This is a genomic window from Pseudomonas fluorescens (assembly GCF_003732425.1).
GTDB lineage: Bacteria > Pseudomonadota > Gammaproteobacteria > Pseudomonadales > Pseudomonadaceae > Aquipseudomonas > Aquipseudomonas fluorescens_BE.
In genome coordinates, this window is record NZ_MOBX01000001.1 from 287664 (window position 1) to 304252 (window position 16589).

A 16589-nucleotide genomic window follows, 5' to 3' on the forward strand; every position below is an offset into this window, starting at 1 on the left:
CCGATTACTTCGGACGCTTGGTACCGTACTTCGAACGACCCTGGTTACGGCCTTTAACGCCGGAAGTATCCAAGGAGCCGCGAACGGTGTGGTAACGAACACCTGGCAAGTCTTTTACACGACCGCCGCGGATCAGTACCACGCTGTGCTCTTGCAGGTTGTGACCTTCACCACCGATGTACGAGGAAACCTCGAAACCGTTGGTCAGGCGCACACGGCATACTTTACGCAGTGCCGAGTTAGGTTTTTTCGGCGTAGTGGTGTACACACGGGTGCACACGCCACGACGTTGCGGGCAGTTCTGCAGCGCAGGTACGTCGGATTTCTCGACGATACGCTTACGCGGCTGACGTACCAGCTGGTTGATAGTTGCCATCTACTAGCTCCACTGTTGTCTTGCGACGCTATTGTCTTGCAAGAAAAGCAAAATGGCAGGAACGAATTCCCGCCAAATTTAGGGGATCAAGAGTCTAAAGAGGATCTTGCCCCCAGTCAAGGCAAGGCCCCGACCTCCCCGCCCGTCGAACCTTGACAATATGTCTCGATTCGACGAACGGAGCGATCAGGGCCTCAGCTCATTTACCGCAGAACTCAGTTACCGCTCGAGTTCAGCGCTTCGGTCAGTGCAGCTTCCACTTCACTGGCGCTTACGCGCAACGGCTTGTCAGCATCACGACGACGCTTACGCTCGCTGTGATACGCCAGACCGGTACCAGCCGGGATCAGACGACCCACGACTACGTTTTCTTTCAGGCCGCGCAGGTAATCGCGCTTGCCGGTGACTGCCGCTTCGGTCAGTACGCGGGTGGTTTCCTGGAAGGAAGCCGCCGAGATGAACGATTCGGTGGACAACGACGCCTTGGTGATACCCAGCAGAACGCGAGTGAACTTGGAGACAAACTTGTCTTCCGCGCCCAGACGCTCGTTCTCTACCAGTACGTGAGTCAGTTCCATCTGGTCACCCTTGATGAAGCTGGAATCGCCGGACTCGGAGATCTCAACTTTACGCAGCATCTGACGCAGGATGGTCTCGATGTGCTTATCGTTGATCTTCACGCCTTGCAGACGGTAAACGTCCTGGATCTCGTTCACGATGTACTTGGCCAGCGCGCTCACACCCAGCAAACGCAGGATGTCGTGCGGATCGCTTGGACCGTCGGAGATAACTTCGCCGCGGTTTACCTGTTCGCCTTCGAACACGTTCAGGTGACGCCACTTCGGAATCAGCTCTTCATACGGATCGCTACCGTCGTTCGGGGTAATAACCAGACGGCGCTTGCCTTTGGTCTCTTTACCGAACGCGATGGTGCCGCTGACTTCAGCCAGAATCGACGCTTCTTTCGGACGACGAGCTTCGAACAAGTCGGCAACACGCGGCAGACCACCGGTGATGTCGCGGGTCTTCGAAGTCTCTTGCGGGATACGAGCGATAACATCACCGATCGCGATCTTCGCACCGTCCGCCACACCGACCAGGGCGTTGGCTGGCAGGAAGTACTGAGCGATTACGTCAGTGCCTGGCAGCAACAGATCCTTGCCGTTGTCGTCGACCATCTTCACTGCTGGGCGGATTTCCTTACCGGCAGCTGGACGATCTTTCGCGTCGAGTACTTCAATGTTGGTCATACCGGTCAATTCGTCAGTCTGACGCTTGATCGTGATGCCTTCTTCCATGCCCACGTAGGTCACGGTACCTTTCATTTCGGTAACGATCGGGTGAGTGTGCGGATCCCACTTGGCCACGATTGCGCCAGCGTCGACCTTGTCACCTTCTTTAACCGAAATCACAGCACCGTACGGCAGCTTGTAACGCTCGCGCTCACGACCGAAGTCATCAGCGATTGCCAGCTCACCGGAACGGGACACAGCAACCAGGTGGCCATCCACTCGCTCAACGTGCTTCAGGTTGTGCAGACGGACGGTACCGCCATTCTTCACCTGAACGCTGTCGGCAGCGGAAGTACGGCTTGCCGCACCACCGATGTGGAACGTACGCATCGTCAGCTGGGTACCCGGCTCACCGATGGACTGGGCAGCGATAACGCCGACCGCTTCACCGATGTTCACCTGGTGACCACGAGCCAGATCACGGCCGTAGCACTTGGCGCAAATGCCATAGCGGGTTTCGCAGCTGATCGGCGAACGCACGATCACTTCGTCGATGCTGTTCAGCTCGATGAACTCAACCCACTTCTCGTCTACCAGAGTGCCTGCAGGAACGATAACGTCCTCGGTACCTGGCTTGAATACGTCACGGGCAATAACACGACCCAATACGCGCTCACCCAACGGCTCTACAACGTCACCGCCTTCAATGTGCGGAGTCATCAGCAGACCGTGTTCGGTGCCACAATCGATCTCGGTTACAACCAGATCCTGCGCCACGTCTACCAGACGACGAGTCAGGTAACCGGAGTTCGCAGTTTTCAACGCGGTATCCGCCAGACCTTTACGAGCACCGTGAGTCGAGATGAAGTACTGAAGTACGCTCAAACCTTCACGGAAGTTCGCAGTAATCGGCGTTTCAATGATGGAACCGTCCGGCTTGGCCATCAGACCACGCATACCGGCCAGCTGACGAATCTGTGCTGCGGAACCCCGCGCACCCGAGTCGGCCATCATGTACATCGAGTTGAAAGACTCTTGGTCGACTTCAACGCCATGACGGTCGATAACCTTCTCTTTCGAGAGGTTGGCCATCATTGCCTTGGAAACTTCGTCGTTCGCTTTCGACCAAAGGTCGATCACTTTGTTGTACTTCTCGCCCTGGGTTACCAGGCCGGAGGCGTACTGGCTCTCGATCTCTTTCACTTCGTCGGTGGCAGCACCGATGATGCGGGCTTTCTCGTCCGGGATAACGAAGTCGTTAACACCGATGGAAACGCCGGAGATGGTCGAGTAAGCGAAACCGGTGTACATCAACTGGTCAGCGAAGATCACGGTCTCTTTCAGACCAACCACGCGGTAGCACTGGTTGATCAGCTTGGAGATCGCCTTTTTCTTCATCGGCAGGTTGACGACGTCGTACGACAGACCTTTTGGCACAACCTGGAACAGCAGCGCACGGCCGACAGTGGTGTCGACGATACGGGTACCGCTCACGCTGTTGCCGTCACGGTCGTTGACGGTTTCGTTGATTCGTACTTTAACCTTGGCGTGCAGTGCGGCTTCGCCGGCACGGAACACACGGTCAACTTCCTGCAGATCCGCGAATACACGACCTTCGCCTTTGGCGTTGATCGCTTCACGAGTCATGTAGTACAGACCCAATACAACGTCCTGCGACGGAACAATGATTGGCTCACCGTTGGCTGGCGACAGAATGTTGTTGGTCGACATCATCAACGCACGCGCTTCGAGCTGGGCTTCCAGCGTCAGCGGTACGTGCACGGCCATTTGGTCGCCGTCGAAGTCGGCGTTGTACGCGGCGCAGACCAGAGGGTGCAGCTGGATAGCCTTACCTTCGATCAGTACCGGTTCAAACGCCTGGATACCCAGACGGTGAAGGGTCGGTGCACGGTTGAGAAGAACCGGGTGTTCGCGAATCACTTCAGCGAGAACGTCCCAAACCTCTGGCAGTTCGCGCTCGACCATTTTCTTGGCCGCTTTGATGGTGGTCGCGAGACCACGCATTTCCAGCTTGCCGAAAATGAACGGTTTGAACAGCTCGAGAGCCATCTTCTTCGGCAGACCGCACTGATGCAGACGCAGGGTCGGGCCTACGGTAATTACCGAACGACCGGAGTAGTCAACACGCTTACCGAGCAAGTTCTGACGGAAACGACCTTGCTTACCCTTGATCATGTCAGCCAGGGATTTCAGAGGACGCTTGTTCGAACCGGTGATAGCGCGGCCACGACGACCGTTGTCGAGCAGAGCATCGACAGCTTCCTGCAACATACGTTTTTCGTTGCGCACGATGATGTCCGGAGCGGACAGATCCAGCAGGCGCTTCAAACGGTTGTTACGGTTGATCACTCGACGATACAGATCGTTGAGGTCGGAAGTCGCGAAACGACCGCCATCCAGCGGGACCAGTGGACGCAGATCTGGCGGCAGAACCGGCAGAACGGTCAGCACCATCCACTCTGGCAGGTTGCCGGAACCCTGGAAGGCTTCCATCAACTTCAGACGCTTGGACAGCTTCTTGATCTTGGTTTCGGAGTTGGTTTGCGGAATCTCTTCACGCAGACGGCCAATCTCGTGTTCCAGGTCGATAGCGTGCAGCAGTTCACGGACAGCTTCAGCACCCATGCGGGCGTCGAAGTCATCACCGAACTCTTCCAGCGCTTCGAAGTACTGCTCGTCGTTCAGCAGCTGACCTTTTTCAAGGGTGGTCATGCCTGGATCGATAACGACATAGCTCTCGAAGTAGAGAACGCGTTCGATATCACGCAGGGTCATGTCCATCAGCAGGCCGATACGGGACGGCAGCGATTTCAGGAACCAGATGTGGGCAACCGGCGAAGCCAGTTCGATGTGCGCCATGCGCTCACGACGAACCTTGGCCAGTGCAACTTCAACGCCGCACTTCTCGCAGATCACACCACGGTGCTTCAAGCGCTTGTACTTACCGCACAGGCACTCGTAATCCTTTACCGGGCCAAAGATCTTGGCGCAGAACAGACCGTCACGCTCAGGTTTGAACGTACGGTAGTTGATGGTTTCCGGCTTTTTAACTTCACCGAACGACCACGAGCGGATCATCTCAGGCGAGGCCAATCCGATACGGATGGCGTCGAACTCTTCGACTTGACCCTGGTTTTTCAGCAAATTCAGTAGGTCTTTCAAGGCCTTTCCTCCTGGCGGAGCAGAGAGCGGGCAATCCTGCCCCGCTCTCGATTCGCGTCACGTGTTATTCGGTTTCCAGATCGATATCGATGCCGAGGGAACGAATTTCCTTGATCAACACGTTGAAGGACTCGGGCATGCCCGGCTCCATACGGTGATCGCCATCCACGATGTTTTTGTACATCTTGGTACGGCCGTTCACATCGTCCGACTTCACTGTGAGCATTTCTTGCAGAGTGTAAGCAGCACCGTATGCTTCCAGTGCCCAGACCTCCATCTCCCCGAAACGCTGACCACCGAACTGCGCCTTACCACCCAGCGGCTGCTGGGTAACCAGGCTGTACGAACCGGTAGAACGCGCGTGCATCTTGTCGTCTACCAAGTGGTTCAGCTTCAGCATGTACATGTAGCCAACGGTAACTGGACGCTCGAACTTGTTGCCGGTACGGCCGTCAGTCAGCTGCATCTGGCCGCTTTCCGGCAGGTCTGCCAGTTTCAGCATGGCCTTGATTTCGCTTTCCTTGGCGCCGTCGAACACTGGGGTGGCCATTGGAACACCGCCACGCAGGTTCTTCGCCAGATCCAGGATTTCCTGATCGGAGAAGCTGTCCAGATCTTCGTTACGACCGCCGATCTGGTTGTAGATCTCGTCCAGGAAGGTGCGCAGTTCAGCGACTTTACGCTGCTCTTCGACCATCCGGTTGATCTTCTCGCCCAGACCTTTGGCCGCGAGGCCCAAGTGGGTTTCAAGGATCTGACCAACGTTCATACGCGAAGGTACGCCCAGCGGGTTGAGGACCACGTCGACCGGGGTGCCATTGGCATCGTGCGGCATGTCTTCAACCGGCATGATCACGGAGACCACACCTTTGTTACCGTGACGACCGGCCATCTTGTCGCCCGGCTGGATGCGACGACGGATTGCCAGGTAAACCTTGACGATTTTCAGCACGCCTGGAGCCAGGTCATCGCCCTGCTGCAGTTTGCGCTTCTTGTCTTCGAACTTGTCGTCCAGCAGACGGCGGCGATCAACGATGTAGGCCTGAGCCTTCTCGAGCTGCTCGTTCAGAGCATCTTCAGCCATGCGCAGTTTGAACCACTGACCATGCTCAAGACCGTCGAGAACTTCGTCGGTGATGTCCTGACCTTTCTTCAGACCTGCGCCGCCTTCAGCCTTGTGGCCTACCAGAGCGGAACGCAGACGTTCGAAAGTCGCACCTTCAACGATACGGAACTCTTCGTTCAGATCCTTGCGGATCTCGTCCAGCTGGGACTTCTCGATCGACAGAGCACGAGCATCACGCTCAACGCCGTCGCGAGTGAAGACCTGTACGTCGATGACAGTACCTTTGGTACCGGTAGGTACACGCAGGGAGGTGTCTTTAACGTCGCTGGCTTTTTCACCGAAGATTGCACGCAGCAGTTTTTCTTCCGGAGTCAGCTGGGTCTCGCCTTTCGGAGTGACCTTGCCCACCAGGATGTCGCCTGCGCCAACCTCAGCACCTACGTAAACGATACCGGCTTCGTCCAGCTTGTTCAGTGCAGCTTCACCCACGTTAGGGATGTCCGCAGTGATTTCCTCTGGGCCAAGCTTGGTGTCACGGGCCACACAGGTCAGTTCCTGAATGTGGATCGTGGTGAAACGGTCTTCCTGAACCACACGCTCGGACAGGCAGATGGAGTCTTCGAAGTTGAAGCCGTTCCATGCCATGAACGCGATACGCATGTTCTGACCCAGCGCCAGTTCACCCATGTCGGTGGACGGGCCGTCGGCCATGATGTCGCTACGCTGAACGCGATCACCCTTGCTCACCAGCGGACGCTGGTTGATGCAGGTGTTCTGGTTCGAGCGGGTGTATTTGGTCAGGTTGTAGATGTCGACACCAGCTTCGCCGGTTTCAACTTCATCATCAGCAACACGAACCACGATACGGCTGGCGTCGACGGAGTCGATCACGCCGCCACGACGAGCCACGACGCAAACGCCGGAGTCACGGGCTACGTTACGCTCCATGCCGGTACCTACCAGCGGCTTGTCAGCGCGCAGGGTTGGTACAGCTTGACGCTGCATGTTCGAACCCATCAACGCACGGTTGGCGTCGTCGTGCTCGAGGAACGGAATCAGCGACGCTGCAACCGAAACTACCTGCTTCGGCGAGACGTCCATCAAGGTGACTTCTTCAGGCGCCTTAACGGTGAATTCGTTCAGGTGACGTACGGCTACCAGTTCGTCGATCAGGACTTTCTGGTCGTTCATGGTCGCCGAAGCCTGCGCGATCACGTGATCGGCTTCTTCAATAGCGGACAGGAACACGATCTCGTCGGTAACCACACCCTCTTTCACCACACGGTACGGGCTTTCCAGGAAGCCGTACTGGTTGGTGCGAGCGTACGCAGCCAGGGAGTTGATCAGACCGATGTTCGGACCTTCCGGGGTTTCAATCGGGCAAACGCGACCGTAGTGAGTCGGGTGTACGTCACGGACTTCAAAGCCTGCACGCTCACGAGTCAGACCGCCAGGGCCGAGTGCGGAGACACGACGCTTGTGGGTGATCTCGGACAGCGGGTTGTTCTGGTCCATAAACTGCGAGAGTTGGCTGGAACCGAAGAACTCTTTCACCGCCGCAGCCACTGGCTTGGCGTTGATCAGGTCTTGCGGCATCAGGCCTTCGCTTTCAGCCATCGACAGACGCTCTTTGACCGCACGCTCAACACGTACCAGGCCAACGCGGAACTGGTTCTCGGCCATTTCGCCTACACAGCGAACACGACGGTTACCCAGGTGGTCGATGTCATCGACGATGCCTTTACCGTTACGGATGTCGACCAGAGTCTTCAGTACCGCGACGATGTCTTCCTTGCACAGCACGCCCGAACCTTCGATCTCGGTGCGACCGATACGACGGTTGAACTTCATCCGGCCGACCGCAGACAGGTCATAACGCTCGGGGCTGAAGAACAGGTTGTTGAACAGGGTTTCGGCAGCGTCTTTGGTCGGCGGCTCGCCTGGACGCATCATGCGATAGATCTCGACCAGCGCTTCCAATTGGTTGCTGGTGGAGTCGATCTTCAGGGTGTCGGAGACGAACGGACCGCAGTCGATATCGTTGGTGTACAGAGTTTCGATGCGAACCACACCCGCCTTGGCAATTTTTGCCAGGACTTCGGTGTTCAGCTCGGTGTTGCACTCTGCCAGGATTTCGCCGGTAGCCGGGTGTACGATGACCTTGGCTGTGGTGCGACCCAGAACGTAGTCCAGAGGCACTTCCAGGGTCTTGATACCGGCTTTTTCGATCTGGTTGATGTGGCGCGCGGTAATACGGCGGCCCGCTTCAACAATGACCTTGCCCTTCTCGTCCTGAATGTCCAGAACCGCGATTTCACCACGCAGGCGCGATGGCACCAGTTCCAGGCTGAGGGTTTCACCGCTCAGGTGGAAGACGTTGGTGGTGTAGAACGCGTCCAGCACTTCTTCAGTGGTATAGCCGAGCGCGCGCAGCAGTACCGATGCCGGCAGCTTGCGACGACGGTCAATACGCACGAACACGCAGTCTTTCGGGTCGAACTCGAAGTCCAACCACGAACCGCGGTAAGGAATGATGCGCGCGGAGTACAGCAGTTTGCCGGAGCTATGCGTCTTGCCGCGGTCGTGGTCGAAGAACACGCCCGGGGAACGGTGCAGCTGGGAAACGATTACACGCTCAGTACCGTTGATTACGAAGGTACCGTTCTCAGTCATCAGGGGGATTTCACCCATGTAGACTTCTTGCTCTTTGATGTCCTTGATCGCTTTGTTCGACGATTCTTTGTCGAAAATGATCAGGCGCACTTTTACCCGCAAAGGTACGGCGAAAGTTACACCGCGCAATACGCATTCTTTGACATCAAATGCCGGTTCGCCCAGGCGATAACCGACGTACTCCAGCGCAGCATTGCCGGAGTAGCTGATGATCGGGAAAACGGATTTGAAGGCCGCATGCAGGCCCACGTCGCGGAACTGATCTTTGGTCGCTCCCGCTTGCAAGAATTCACGATACGAATCCAGCTGGATGGCCAGGAGGTAAGGCACATCCATGACGTCCGGCAACTTGCTAAAGTCCTTGCGGATACGTTTTTTCTCAGTATATGAGTAAGCCATCAGCGTTCCCCAGCTTGGTCACCTGCTTGTTTGGCCCCTCCCGACGGGAGCAGCCAGAAAATCGTGCAAACCCCATGGTTTGCTCCACCGCACCGGGTGGTTACAGCGCCTTTATCAGCACCGACCCAGTCGGCTGCCAATAACGGAAAAAGGCCGGTGGCAAGAGCCACCAGCCATCAGCCTGTCGCTTGACGCTCGGGCTGGAGGAGCAAAGTCGATACTTATTTCAGTTCGACTTTAGCGCCTGCTTCTTCCAGCTTCTTCTTAGCGTCTTCAGCAGCTTCTTTCGAAACGCCTTCAGCTACAACCTGAGGAGCGCCGTCTACTTTCTCTTTGGCTTCTTTCAGGCCCAGACCAGTCAGTTCACGAACTGCCTTGATCACGTTAACCTTCTTCTCGCCAGCTTCCAGCAGAACAACGTTGAACTCGGTTTGCTCTTCAACAACAGCGGCAGCAGCAGCTGGACCAGCCGAAGCAGCAGCAGCGGTAACACCGAAGGTTTCTTCCATCGCTTTGATCAGCTCAACGATTTCCACTACGGATTTCTGGCCGATTGCTTCGATGATTTGTTCGTTAGTCAGAGACATGACTCAATTCCTGAATTGGGGGACGGCCTACGCGACCATCGAAATAAACAAAAAACGCGAGAAGTTGACGAGCCTTAGGCTGCGGCAGCTTCTTTCTGGTCGCGAATTGCCGCCAGAGTACGAGCCAATTTGCTGGTAGCGCCTTGAATCACGCTCATCAGCTGAGAAATTGCTTCGTCACGGGTCGGCAGAGTTGCCAGTACGTCGATCTGATTAGCTGCGAGGAACTTGCCCTCGAACGCAGCTGCCTTGATCTCGAACTTGTCCTGACCCTTGGCAAACTCTTTGAAGATACGGGCAGCAGCGCCCGGATGTTCGTTCGAGAATGCAATCAGGGTCGGGCCGGTGAACACGTCGTTGAGGACACTGTATTGAGTGTCAGCAACAGCGCGCTTGAGCAGGGTGTTACGTACAACACGTACGTAAACGCCAGCTTCACGAGCCTCTTTACGGAGTCCGGTCATTGCGCCTACTGTTACGCCACGTGCATCAACCACGACAGCGGACAGAGCGACTTTGGCAGCCTCGTTGACTTCAGCGACGATGGCCTTCTTGTCTTCGAGATTAATTGCCACGGGTTTAACTCCTGCTTGTTACCGTTTCATTCGATCGGAACCGAATGTCGTTTTGGTGTCTGATTCGGTAAGGAACCGGGAGCACCATCTGCGTAGGCTTATGGTTTAAGACTTGCGTCGCCTACGGTCTTGGATAGCCCCCGCCAGGCAGGGACCCCAATCTTTCAATTGGCGCGAACCGTCGCGCCAACCTTTGTCTTACGCGTCGAGCGAGCTCTGGTCGATAACCAGACCTGGGCCCATAGTGGTGCTCAGGGTAACGCGCTTGACGTAGATACCTTTCGAAGAAGCTGGTTTGATGCGCTTCAGATCAGCGATCAGGGCTTCAACGTTTTCCTTCAGCTTGACGGCATCGAAGCCGATCTTGCCAACGGAAGTGTGGATGATGCCGTTTTTGTCGGTGCGATAACGAACCTGACCAGCTTTAGCGTTCTTAACCGCGGTAGCTACGTCCGGAGTTACGGTACCAACCTTAGGGTTAGGCATCAGGCCACGTGGACCGAGGATCTGACCCAGTTGACCTACAACGCGCATTGCATCCGGGGATGCGATAACCACGTCATAGTTCAGGTCGCCGCCTTTCATTTCGGCAGCCAGGTCGTCCATACCTACACGGTCAGCGCCGGCAGCCAGAGCGGCCTCAGCAGCTGGACCCTGGGTGAACACAGCAACGCGAACGGTCTTGCCAGTGCCGTGTGGCAGCACAGTAGCGCTACGAACGACCTGGTCGGATTTACGCGGGTCAACACCCAGGTTTACAGCAACGTCGAACGACTCGCTGAACTTGACAGTCGACAGCTCAGCCAGCAGAGCAGCAGCGTCTACAATGTTGTAGGCCTTGCCTGCTTCGATTTTGCCGGCGATAGCCTTTTGACGCTTGGTCAGCTTAGCCATTACACACCCTCCACGTTAAGGCCCATGCTACGAGCAGAACCGGCGATAGTACGCACGGCTGCATCCATATCAGCTGCAGTCAGATCCGCGTTTTTGGTTTTCGCGATTTCTTCCAGCTGAGCACGGGTAACAGTGCCAACCTTAACGGTGTTCGGACGAGCGGAACCGCTGGTCAGACCGGCCGCTTTCTTCAGCAGAACCGAAGCAGGGGTGGATTTGGTTTCGAAAGTGAAGCTACGGTCGCTATAGACAGTGATGATCACTGGAGTCGGCAGACCTGCTTCAAGACCCTGAGTACGGGCGTTGAAAGCCTTGCAGAATTCCATGATGTTCACGCCGTGCTGACCCAGAGCAGGACCAACAGGTGGACTTGGGTTAGCCTGAGCGGCCTTCACTTGCAGCTTGATGTAAGCGGTAATTTTCTTGGCCATGAGGCACTCCAATTACGGGTTCGAACGCCTCGAAAGGCTCCCCGGTTACTTGCGCGTTTATCCCAGTGACGACAAAACCCCACAGCCTAGGGCTGCGGGGTTGGGATGCTTGTTCAGTTAGACCTTTTCGACCTGACTGAACTCCAACTCCACCGGAGTAGAGCGACCGAAAATGAGCACCGCCACTTGGATCCGGCTCTTTTCGTAGTTAACTTCTTCAACAACGCCATTGAAATCAGCAAATGGGCCGTCATTGACTCGCACCGTTTCACCTGGCTCGAACAGAGTCTTCGGCTTAGGCTTGTCGCTACCATCAGCAACACGACGCAGAATTGCTTCCGCCTCTTTATCGGTGATTGGGGCAGGCTTATCAGCAGTACCGCCGATAAAACCCATCACCCGAGGAGTATCCTTGACCAAGTGCCAAGTACCCTCATTCATATCCATCTGAACCAGCACATAGCCTGGAAAGAACTTGCGTTCGCTTTTGCGCTTCTGGCCATTACGCATTTCAACCACTTCTTCAGTGGGAACCAGAATCTCGCCGAAGCCATCTTCCATGCCAGCCAGCTTTACGCGCTCGATCAGCGAGCGCATCACATGCTTCTCGTAACCCGAGTAAGCATGCACAACATACCAACGCTTAGCCACGGGACACCCTTAGCCGACAATCAAGGAAACAAGCCAGCCGAGCAGGGAATCAAGCCCCCACAACAGCAACGCCATAACCAGAACAACAGCCACCACAATGAGGGTGGTCTGCGTGGTTTCTTGGCGAGTTGGCCAAACGACTTTACGAATCTCGGTGCGAGCTTCCTTAACCAGTACAAAGAAAGACTTGCCCTTCGCAGTCTGCAGGCCTACAAAGGCAGCTACAGCAGCAATGACAAGCAAAGCGAGCACACGGTACAGGATCGGCGAAGCAGAGTAATACTGATTGCCAACAACGCCAACAACCACCAAAGCGACAACTACAAGCCACTTGAGCAGATCGAAGCGAGAGCCTTGAGCTTCAGCTTTAGGAGTCATCTATGAAGATCCTGTGAAAAGAAAGCCAGACACACCGAGTGAATCTGGCAGGTCAGGAGGGAATCGAACCCCCAACCTACGGTTTTGGAGACCGTCGCTCTGCCAATTGAGCTACTGACCTAAAACAAAATCAGGCCGACCATTATGCCGGCCCGAAAAATACATTACAACTACTTACTCGATGATTTTAGCTACGACGCCAGCGCCGACGGTACGACCGCCTTCACGGATAGCGAAACGCAGACCGTCTTCCATCGCGATGGTTTTGATCAGGGTAACAGTCATCTGAATGTTGTCACCTGGCATTACCATTTCAACGCCTTCTGGCAGCTCGCAGTTACCAGTCACGTCAGTAGTACGGAAGTAGAACTGCGGACGGTAGCCTTTGAAGAACGGAGTGTGACGACCGCCTTCTTCCTTGCTCAGAACGTAAACTTCTGCGGTGAACTTGGTGTGTGGCTTAACCGAACCCGGCTTAACCAGAACCTGACCACGCTCAACGTCGTCACGCTTGGTACCACGCAGCAGAACGCCGCAGTTCTCGCCAGCACGACCTTCGTCAAGCAGCTTGCGGAACATTTCAACACCGGTGCAGGTGGTGGTGGTGGTGTCACGCAGACCAACGATCTCCAGTGCATCTTGAACGCGAACGATACCGCGCTCGATACGACCAGTCACAACAGTACCGCGACCCGAGATCGAGAATACGTCTTCGATTGGCATCAGGAATGGCTTGTCGATCATACGAACTGGTTCTGGGATGTAGGTATCCAGAGTTTCTACCAGCTTACGAACGGCAGTGGTGCCCATTTCGTTGTCGTCTTTGCCTTCCAGAGCCATACGAGCCGAACCGATGATGATCGGAGTGTCGTCGCCTGGGAAGTCATAGGTGGACAGCAGGTCGCGAACTTCCATCTCAACCAGTTCCAGCAGCTCAGCGTCGTCTACCAGGTCAGCCTTGTTCAGGAAAACCACGATGTACGGAACGCCTACCTGACGGGACAGCAGGATGTGCTCACGGGTTTGCGGCATCGGACCATCAGCGGCCGAGCAAACCAGGATCGCGCCGTCCATCTGGGCAGCACCAGTGATCATGTTCTTCACGTAGTCAGCGTGACCTGGGCAGTCAACGTGAGCGTAGTGACGAATAGTCGAGTTGTACTCAACATGAGCGGTGTTGATGGTGATACCGCGAGCTTTTTCTTCTGGAGCGCTGTCGATCTTGTCGAATTCAACTACGGCCGAACCGAAAACTTCGGAGCAGACGCGAGTCAGAGCAGCGGTCAGAGTGGTTTTACCGTGGTCAACGTGACCAATGGTCCCAACGTTGACGTGGGGCAGGGAACGATCAAATTTTTCCTTAGCCATCGATATCACCCTCAACAGAAGAAATTAGACAAACAATATCAACCATTAAAACAAAGGCAGATATTTTCATATCTGCCTTGTTATATGGAGCTCTTGAGCGGATTTGAACCGCTGACCTCACCCTTACCAAGGGTGTGCTCTACCAACTGAGCTACAAGAGCGAAACACTTCGCACAACCTGCAAACTTGGAGCGGGTAGCGGGAATCGAACCCGCATCATCAGCTTGGAAGGCTGAGGTTCTACCACTAAACTATACCCGCAGAGCCTGCAGCTCACGCTTAAATCTGGTGGAGGGAGAAGGATTCGAACCTTCGAAGTCGTAGACGTCAGATTTACAGTCTGATCCCTTTGGCCGCTCGGGAACCCCTCCTAATCAGGCCGGCATTCTATACTATGCCAAACCCCTGTCAAGCATTTTCTCATTTAAAAACCTGAGGTTAGCTGCGTTGACATCGCCTCACTTTGATTTCCCGTTTAGGTCTTCGCTGTGGAGCGGGCGCCATTCTATGCAAACTATTCAGCAGGTGCAACCCCCTCACACGGCATTATTTTATGTTTTAACTCATTGAATTCCTTGGAAAGGTTTTGCAACTGAGCATCCCCTAGCAAACGCTGGCTCTGAGGCGCGACAGACAACCAATAACCGACCCCAGAAGCGTCCTTCGACGAGGATTTTACATCGACCCCCATTTCAGCCAAACGCTGCTGAAGCGCTGAAATCGACTCCTGCCGAGAAAGGCCGCCAAGGAAAAGACACTCTTGCCGACGCCCCACCAGCCCTTCCCGAACATCACCTGTCGTTTCGCTGAGCAAGCGAATGTCTTGCTGGGGGCCTCTATACAAACTGAGAGGCGTTACATCCTTCGCCCGCAAGGGCGCCTCCTGTTGATGCCAGACATAATAGAAAACATTAAGAACAAGAAGCAGGAGAAACAACCAACGCATACAAACCTCAGGAAAAAGGACACGCCATAGCCAGCCCCACAAACACCAGATCAGGTACAACTCGGGCCTCAGGCGAGACACCCGCAACCAATTCAGCATCCCCTCCAGTGATAAATACTGCGAAGTCGCCCCCCCAGTAGGAGCGCGCCAGCTCCAACTGTGTCAATACAAAACCCCGCAACATCAGTGAACACCCTCGCTCCACCGCCTCAACGGTGGTTCGCCCAGGCGCACTGCTGGACAACGCGCGCTCGGCAGCAAGATCTCCATAGCGAATCTTACGGGTATGCGTACGCAATTGATTTCGCATCAACGGCATTCCGGGGCAAATAAAACCGCCCAGATGCTCACCATTCTTAGCAATAAAATCTGCGGTGACCGCCGTACCGAAATCAAGCACCAGACAAGCACTGCCCGACGCAAGGTGAAACCCGCCAAGCATGGCCAGCCATCGATCAAGTCCTAGACGCTCGTAGTCTTCATAACCATTTTTGACGCCAGACATTTCACGAGCGGACTTCGCACACACCACCGAAATACCAAACTCCCGCTCGATAACCTCGATTAATGCGTCAGTCTCCTCCGCAGTCCTGACACTGACCACGCGACACTTGCGAAGCACAAGCCCATCGAGGGCCCTCAAACTCTCAAGCAATGCGAGATCAGAGTCGACAACCCCTTCGGAAAACAGAGCGCCGAGCGCAGCCTTCAGCACTCGCCACTTAATAAAACTGTTCCCACAGTCGAGCTCAAGAATCATCACGCAACCTCAGGCTGAGCTCACCACCACTAAAGACTTTTTCCACGCCATCCACCTTCAGGCGCAGTGCACCCTGACTGTCGATTCCGAGCACAACACCATCTATCTGACTGGAACCCGCAATCAATGACACAGAGCGATCTTGCCACAAATGATTTGCCTCCCATTCCGCCTGTAGAGCCGAAAAACCAACTACCTGATGGCGCTGAATGTAATCACTTAGCTGCTTACTGAGCTCCACCACCAACGCATTGCGATCAGTGCTCCTGCCTGATTCCAGCCGAATCGACGTCCATTGCTGATCCACCCCATCAGCCTCCTGCATGTTCACGTTAACGCCGATTCCCAGCACCACATGGCAAACGTCTGCCGGATCCCCGACGAGCTCAAGGAGAATGCCGGCAATTTTCTTGTTACCCACCAAGACATCGTTAGGCCATTTCAAGCCCGCACCTGGCACTCCAAAATTTCTCAAAGCCTGCAGAACAGCCAGCCCCACAACAAGACTCAAGCCCTCGAGCTGGCGCATTCCGCCATCGATGCGAAGTACAAGGCTGTAATAGAGATTCTCTGCAAAGGGACTCACCCACTTACGACCTCGTCGCCCACGCCCAGAGATTTGCCGCTCCGCGAGCACTAAAAAGGGCGCCAAACTACCCTGGCCAATCGCACGCAAGGCTTCAGCATTTGTCGAGTCGACAGAATCCAGGACAGTAACCGGCCAATCTGGCGCCATTGCTGATAATGTCCGAGAGTCGAGCAACGTCAACGGCGCAGCCAATTGATAGCCCCGCCCTCGAACTTTATGGATGGACAAGCCAAGCTCAGCCTCCAGATGCTGAAGCTGCTTCCACACCGCACTTCGACTTATTCCCAGGGCGGTACCCAGATCCTGACCAGAATGGAATCGACCATCTTTCAGGAGGTTCAACAACGTCAGCATGCAAGTCTCGCCTCACAATGAGGCCCGAATAATAGCCATGCCCCGGGCCGTTGCATAGAAATCAAGCAGATACATTTCCTGCGGACAAAACAAAACCCCAACTGCTTTCGCAATTGGGGTTTCGGAA

The 16589-nt window shown here is 55.2% G+C and carries 13 protein-coding genes and 4 tRNA genes; all 17 read right to left on the minus strand.

What is annotated here, in order from left to right; all coding sequences use genetic code 11:
- Window positions 1-4 precede the first annotated feature (4 nt).
- Window positions 5-376 (minus strand): 30S ribosomal protein S12, encoded by a 372-nt coding sequence (rpsL, locus tag BK670_RS01470; RefSeq protein WP_003186084.1) that lies wholly within the window; start codon window positions 374-376, stop codon window positions 5-7.
- A gap of 215 nt (window positions 377-591) precedes the next feature.
- Entirely contained in the window at window positions 592-4791 is a 4200-nt protein-coding gene (rpoC, locus tag BK670_RS01475; RefSeq protein WP_025113548.1) for a DNA-directed RNA polymerase subunit beta', read from the minus strand.
- Between the two features lie 64 nt (window positions 4792-4855).
- On the minus strand, window positions 4856-8929 hold the full coding sequence (gene rpoB / locus BK670_RS01480) for a DNA-directed RNA polymerase subunit beta (RefSeq protein ID WP_123448314.1): 4074 nt from the start codon (window positions 8927-8929) through the stop codon (window positions 4856-4858).
- A gap of 221 nt (window positions 8930-9150) precedes the next feature.
- A complete protein-coding gene (rplL, locus tag BK670_RS01485) occupies window positions 9151-9516 on the minus strand; it encodes a 50S ribosomal protein L7/L12 (protein ID WP_003228750.1) in 366 nt (121 codons plus the stop codon).
- A 74-nt stretch (window positions 9517-9590) separates the two neighbouring features.
- Window positions 9591-10091 carry a 50S ribosomal protein L10 gene (gene rplJ, locus BK670_RS01490; protein WP_008081912.1) on the minus strand — a complete coding sequence of 167 codons (501 nt, stop codon included), beginning with the start codon at window positions 10089-10091 and terminating at the stop codon, window positions 9591-9593.
- A 198-nt stretch (window positions 10092-10289) separates the two neighbouring features.
- Window positions 10290-10985 (minus strand): 50S ribosomal protein L1, encoded by a 696-nt coding sequence (gene rplA, locus BK670_RS01495; protein WP_003228754.1) that lies wholly within the window; start codon window positions 10983-10985, stop codon window positions 10290-10292.
- Complete coding sequence (rplK, locus tag BK670_RS01500) at window positions 10985-11416, minus strand: 50S ribosomal protein L11 (RefSeq protein ID WP_003228756.1); 432 nt, start codon at window positions 11414-11416, stop codon at window positions 10985-10987. Before rplK ends, rplA begins: the two co-directional genes overlap by 1 nt.
- 117 nt (window positions 11417-11533) lie before the next feature.
- Window positions 11534-12067, minus strand: coding sequence for a transcription termination/antitermination protein NusG (gene nusG, locus BK670_RS01505; protein WP_007957598.1), 534 nt, complete (start codon window positions 12065-12067; stop codon window positions 11534-11536).
- Window positions 12068-12076: 9 nt separating this feature from the next.
- A complete protein-coding gene (secE, locus tag BK670_RS01510; protein ID WP_007916493.1) occupies window positions 12077-12445 on the minus strand; it encodes a preprotein translocase subunit SecE in 369 nt (122 codons plus the stop codon).
- Between the two features lie 45 nt (window positions 12446-12490).
- Window positions 12491-12566, minus strand: a tRNA-Trp gene (locus BK670_RS01515).
- A gap of 53 nt (window positions 12567-12619) precedes the next feature.
- Window positions 12620-13813 carry an elongation factor Tu gene (gene tuf / locus BK670_RS01520; protein ID WP_024014521.1) on the minus strand — a complete coding sequence of 398 codons (1194 nt, stop codon included), beginning with the start codon at window positions 13811-13813 and terminating at the stop codon, window positions 12620-12622.
- 85 nt (window positions 13814-13898) lie between these two features.
- A tRNA-Thr gene (locus BK670_RS01525) sits at window positions 13899-13974 on the minus strand.
- 26 nt (window positions 13975-14000) lie between these two features.
- Window positions 14001-14074: transfer RNA gene (locus BK670_RS01530), tRNA-Gly, on the minus strand.
- 25 nt (window positions 14075-14099) lie between these two features.
- Window positions 14100-14184: transfer RNA gene (locus BK670_RS01535), tRNA-Tyr, on the minus strand.
- Window positions 14185-14327: 143 nt separating this feature from the next.
- Complete coding sequence (locus tag BK670_RS01540) at window positions 14328-14759, minus strand: hypothetical protein (protein WP_123448315.1); 432 nt, start codon at window positions 14757-14759, stop codon at window positions 14328-14330.
- Between the two features lie 7 nt (window positions 14760-14766).
- Window positions 14767-15519 (minus strand): pantothenate kinase, encoded by a 753-nt coding sequence (locus BK670_RS01545; RefSeq protein ID WP_123448316.1) that lies wholly within the window; start codon window positions 15517-15519, stop codon window positions 14767-14769.
- Window positions 15509-16462, minus strand: a complete 954-nt coding sequence (gene birA / locus BK670_RS01550; protein WP_123448317.1) for a bifunctional biotin--[acetyl-CoA-carboxylase] ligase/biotin operon repressor BirA — start codon at window positions 16460-16462, stop codon at window positions 15509-15511. The genes BK670_RS01545 and birA overlap by 11 nt, the downstream gene beginning before the upstream one ends.
- Between the last annotated feature and the right edge of the window lie 127 nt (window positions 16463-16589).